At 75.4% G+C, this 4,608-nt stretch carries 4 protein-coding genes; 1 reads left to right on the top strand and 3 read right to left on the bottom strand.

Going from position 1 to position 4,608, the window contains the following annotated elements:
• Window positions 1–349: 349 nt before the first annotated feature.
• The 3 genes from EBM89_RS19540 to EBM89_RS19530 form a co-directional block, all read right to left on the bottom strand.
• Complete coding sequence (locus EBM89_RS19540; RefSeq protein WP_122151261.1) at window positions 350–1,285, bottom strand: aldo/keto reductase; 936 nt, start codon at window positions 1,283–1,285, stop codon at window positions 350–352.
• Window positions 1,286–1,392: 107 nt separating this feature from the next.
• Window positions 1,393–1,653: a hypothetical protein gene (locus EBM89_RS19535; RefSeq protein WP_147463635.1), complete on the bottom strand. Its 261-nt coding sequence runs from the start codon at window positions 1,651–1,653 to the stop codon at window positions 1,393–1,395.
• Window positions 1,654–1,672: 19 nt separating this feature from the next.
• Window positions 1,673–1,960, bottom strand: coding sequence for a DUF1905 domain-containing protein (locus EBM89_RS19530; protein WP_122151259.1), 288 nt, complete (start codon window positions 1,958–1,960; stop codon window positions 1,673–1,675).
• Window positions 1,961–2,150: 190 nt separating this feature from the next.
• On the opposite strand from EBM89_RS19530, the gene EBM89_RS19525 reads away from it, so the two are divergent.
• On the top strand, window positions 2,151–3,560 hold the full coding sequence (locus EBM89_RS19525; RefSeq protein WP_233571869.1) for an FtsW/RodA/SpoVE family cell cycle protein: 1,410 nt from the start codon (window positions 2,151–2,153) through the stop codon (window positions 3,558–3,560).
• The last annotated feature ends 1,048 nt before the right edge of the window (window positions 3,561–4,608 follow it).

Below are 4,608 nucleotides of genomic sequence, written 5' to 3'. Positions count from 1 at the left end.
CGCGGCGGCGGCCGGGAGGGCGGCGGCGAGCAGCCCGGGGGCGGCGAGCGCGAGGCCGAGGGCGGCGGCGACGACCCGTCGGCGTCGGCCGGGTGGGGTGCGGGTGTGGTCGTGCACGGGCGTGCGTGTGCTGCGGCTGAGCGTCATCGCTCTGTGCTCCTGTCGACGAGCGTCCCCCTGCGTGGGACGCGTGCTCGCCCCGGCGCCTGTGCCGGGACGTCCCACCCGCTCGGCCGGGTCGTGGTCGACCGCTGCAACGCGTTGCCGAACGTTGCAGCAAACATACAGAGGCGGCGGCGCGCTGTCAGCCCCTCGGGGCCCAGCAGTGCGCCGCCGCCTCCACGCGACGTCAGGGCACGCGGTGCCCCGCCGCGCGGAACAGCTCGTACCACTCGGCCCGCGTCAGCGGGATGTCCGAGCCCGCCGCCGACTCGGTGACCCGCGACGGCGTCGTGGTGCCGAGGACGACCTGCATCTGCGCCGGATGCCGCGTGATCCACGCGACGGCGATGCCGGTGGGCGTCACCCCGTACTTCGCCGCGAGGCGCTCGATGACGTCGTTGAGCTCGGCGAAGTTCTCCCGGTCGCCGAGGAAGACGCCGTCGAAGAACGCCTTCTGGAACGGGGACCACGCCTGCACGGTGATGTCGTGCAGGCGGCAGTAGTCGAGCAGGCCGCTGTCCCGGCTGATCGACTGGTCGAGGGTCGCCATGTTCGCGGCGACGCCCTGCGCGACCAGCGGCGCGTGCGTGAGGCTGAGCTGCACCTGGTTGACCACGAGCGGCTGCGTCACGGACTTCTTCAGCAGCTCGATCTGCGCCGGCGTGTGGTTGGAGACGCCGAACGCCCGGACCTTGCCCGCGGCGGCGAGCTCGTCGAACGCCCGCGCGACCTCGTCCGGCTCCACCAGGGCATCGGGGCGGTGCAGCAGGAGGATGTCGACGTGGTCGGTGCGCAGCGCGCGCAGCGACCCCTCGACGGAGGACACGATCTCCTCGTACGAGAAGTCGAAGTACGGGCCGTCCTTGACGATGCCGGCCTTGGTCTGGATGACGAACTCGTCGCGCTGCGCGGGCGTGAGGTCGAGCGCCTCGGCGAACCGGGCCTCGCAGCCGTGCTTCTCGGAGCCGTAGACGGCGGCGTGGTCCACGAACGCGATGCCGGCGTCGCGCGCGGTGCGCACCAGGTCGCGGACCTCGTCGTCGGACTTGTCCTGGATGCGCATCAGCCCGAGGACCACGTTCGGCGCGACGATGTCGGTACCGGGCAGGGTGAACGTCTTCATGCTGGTCCTTCGGGTCGACGGCGGGGTGCGGCCCTCGGCAGCAGCGGCGGGCCGTTGCCCCGAGCCTACGGACCGGCGCCGCGACGTGCGCGCCGCCAGGCGACCCCTCACCGCCTCCGGCGACGCCGACCCACCTGGGCGACCACGCCCGCGACGAGCAGCACCGCGCCACTGGTCAGCACCACCGCGACCGTGCCGGGTGCGACGCCCGGGTCGTAGGTGGCCCCGCTCGCGGGCGCGACGGCCGTCCAGCCCGGACCGGGGTCGACCAGCAGCCACACGCCGAGGGCGACGAGGAGCGCGCCGAGCACGACGACGGCGGGCGCGAGCCAGCGGGCACGCGCGGGTCGGTCGGTGGGGTCGGGCACGTCGCCCACCCTCGCAGGTTCAGGCGCCGAGCGTCAGCACGAGGTCGACCGTGTCGCCGAGCTCGACGTCCTCGGCCCGGCGGACGGCGTCCTTGACCGGCACGAGGTACCCGCCCTCGCGGGGGAACAGCGACGTCGTGAAGCGCGTGCGCCCGATCGTCACGGTGACCGGGACGACGCCCCAGCCGTAGGACAGCAGCGCCGCCGCCTCCCGCACGCCCGCGACCTCCTCGTCCGGCACGCGCACGAAGTGGAACGGCGCGGGGCCGCGCCAGTGGATGACCTCGCCCGCGAACCGCAGCTCCATCGCGCCAGCGTACGAAGCCGGGTCACCCGGGACGAACCGGACGGGTTCACCGGGTCACCACAGGTTCCGGACGAGGGTTCCCCACCTCCCGCCCCGGACGCCCCCCGGCGGCCTCCTAGCGTCGGGACGGCGTCGGGCACCCGAGGGGGTGGGCCGCCCCGGCGCGTCCCCACGGTGAGAGGACCGCCGCGTGCTCCCGACCCCCGCACCGACGACCGCGCCCCCGTCCGCGCCGTCCGCACCCGGCGCCGGACGCGGGGCCGAGCTCGCGCTGCTCGGCCTCGCGCTCGTGCTGTCCGTCGCCGGGTACGCGCTCGGCACCCTCGGGATGACCGGGGCGCTGCCGGACGACCTGCCGGTCTACGCCGCGACGCTCGCCGTCCCGGCACTCGTGGTGCACGGCGTCGTGCGGTGGCGCGCCCCGCACGCCGACCCGCTCGTGCTGCCGGTCGTGGTCGCGCTCAACGGCACGGGGCTGGCGATGATCCACCGGCTCGACCTCGCCCGGATCGCGAACGGGCGCGAGGGCGAGTTCGCGGGCCGCCAGCTCGGCTGGTCGGCGGTGTCCGTGGTGCTGGCGTGCCTGGTGCTCGTGCTGCTGCGGGATCACCGCGTGCTGCGCCGGTACTCGTACACCGCGATGGCGGCCGGCCTCGTGCTGCTGGTGCTGCCGATGGCGCCGGTGATCGGGGCGACCATCAACGGCTCGCGGGTCTGGGTGCGGGCGTTCGGCATGTCGTTCCAGCCGAGCGAGCTCGCCAAGCTCGCGCTGGCGGTGTTCTTCGCGGGGTACCTCGTCACGCACCGCGACAACCTCACGCTGACCGGGCGGCGGGTGCTGGGCCTGCACCTGCCCCGGCTGCGCTACCTGGCGCCGCTGCTCGTCGTGTGGGCCGTGTCGCTCGGCGTGATGTTCGCGCAGCGCGACCTGGGCAGCTCGCTGCTGCTGTTCGGCATCTTCGTGGCGATGCTCTACGTCGCGACCGAGCGGATCTCCTGGATCGTGCTCGGCCTCGGGCTGGCCGGGGCGCAGGTCGCCGTCGCCGCGTCGCACTTCGGGTACGTGCAGGCACGGTTCGACGTGTGGCTGCACGCGCTCGACCCCGACATCTTCGAGCGGCACCCCGGCGGGTCCGGGCAGCTGGTGCGCGGGCTGTTCGGCATGGCCGACGGCGGTCTCCTCGGACGCGGGTGGGGTCAGGGGCGCCCGGACCTCGTCCCGTACGCGGAGTCGGACTTCATCATGGCGTCGCTGGGCGAGGAGCTCGGGCTGACCGGCGTGGCGGCGCTGCTCGTGCTGTCGCTGCTGCTGTGCCAGCGCGGGCTGCGGACCGCGATCGGTCTGCGCGACGGGTTCGGCAAGCTGCTCGCCGCCGGGCTGTCCTTCGGGATCGCGCTGCAGTGCTTCATCGTGCTCGGCGGCATCACGCGGCTCATCCCGCTGACCGGCCTGACGATGCCGTTCCTCGCCTACGGCGGGTCCTCGCTGGTGGTCAACTGGGTGGTCGCCGCGGTGCTGCTGCGGCTGTCCGACCGGGCACGACGTCCCGCCCCCGCCGAGGAGCCGGACCGGGGGCGCGACGCCGTCGCGGCGGGGTGAGCGCGCAGCAACCACGTCGCGCACGCCGCGACCAGCAGCGGCACCGCGAGACCCACCCCCGTGGCGGGCAGCACCACGCCCGAGTCGTTCACGACGAACGCGAACCCCAGCGTCACCGCGAGCGCGACCAGCCCAGGCACCAGCGCCGGGGCGTCGGTCGTCAGCCGGCGCAGCGGCGCACCGCCGGACAGCCACGCGTACGGGCCGCCGTCGCTGGCGCGGATCGCGGAGCGGGCCGGGCGGCCGAGCAGCACGACCACGAGCAGCAGACCGGCCACGGCGAGCAGGGTCTGCTCGCTGCCGAGCAGGATCCGCAGGTTCGTCCCCGCCTTGCGGAGCAGCACGGTCGCGAGCCCGCCGTCGAGGACGGTCTCGACGAACCGGCCGAGGTGCGTGCGCTCCCCGGCGGGACGCAGCCAGTCGAGCACCGCGAGCACGACGGACGTCGCGAGCCCGGCCAGCAGCACGACCGCCAGGCGCCGCCAGGTCAGCCGCACCCCCGCGGTGAGCGCGGCCAGGACCAGGAAGCCCGCGACCAGCGCGGGCGGCCCGCCGAAGTTCGCGCCGGTCGTGGGCGTGCGCGCCAGCGCCCCCGACACCACGCCGAGCGCGAGGACGCCCGCGCCGACGACGACGGCCACCGCCGCACCCCGGCGCCCGCGCCGCAGCAGCGGGTCGGTCGCCGCCACGGCCGTGAGCACCGTCGCGGTCGCGAACAGGGCCAGGGCCGGGTTCCCGAACCCGTAGAACCGACCCGCCACGAGCGACCCCGGGCCCATCAGCGAGTCCAGCGACAGCCGGGCGCCCAGCGCGACGTCCGTCCCGAGCACCGCGGCGGTCACCGCACCCACCACCGCCAGCGGGCCGAGCGGCCGGTCGCGCCACGCGGGCACGCCGAGCGCGAGCACCGCGACGGCCGCCGCCCACCCGGCGACGAGCAGCGCGAGCAGCCACCCGGGCGACCCCGCGCGCCACCAGGGCACCAGGTTCGCGAGGAACGTCGCGACCGGCACCGCCGCGACCAGCACGCCGGCGGCCCGCACCCCGA

Source organism: Cellulomonas triticagri (assembly GCF_003696205.1).
Classification (GTDB): Bacteria; Actinomycetota; Actinomycetes; order Actinomycetales; family Cellulomonadaceae; genus Cellulomonas; species Cellulomonas triticagri.
The sequence above is the reverse complement of the archived record's forward strand: the minus strand, read 5'-3'. Positions and strand labels throughout refer to the sequence as shown.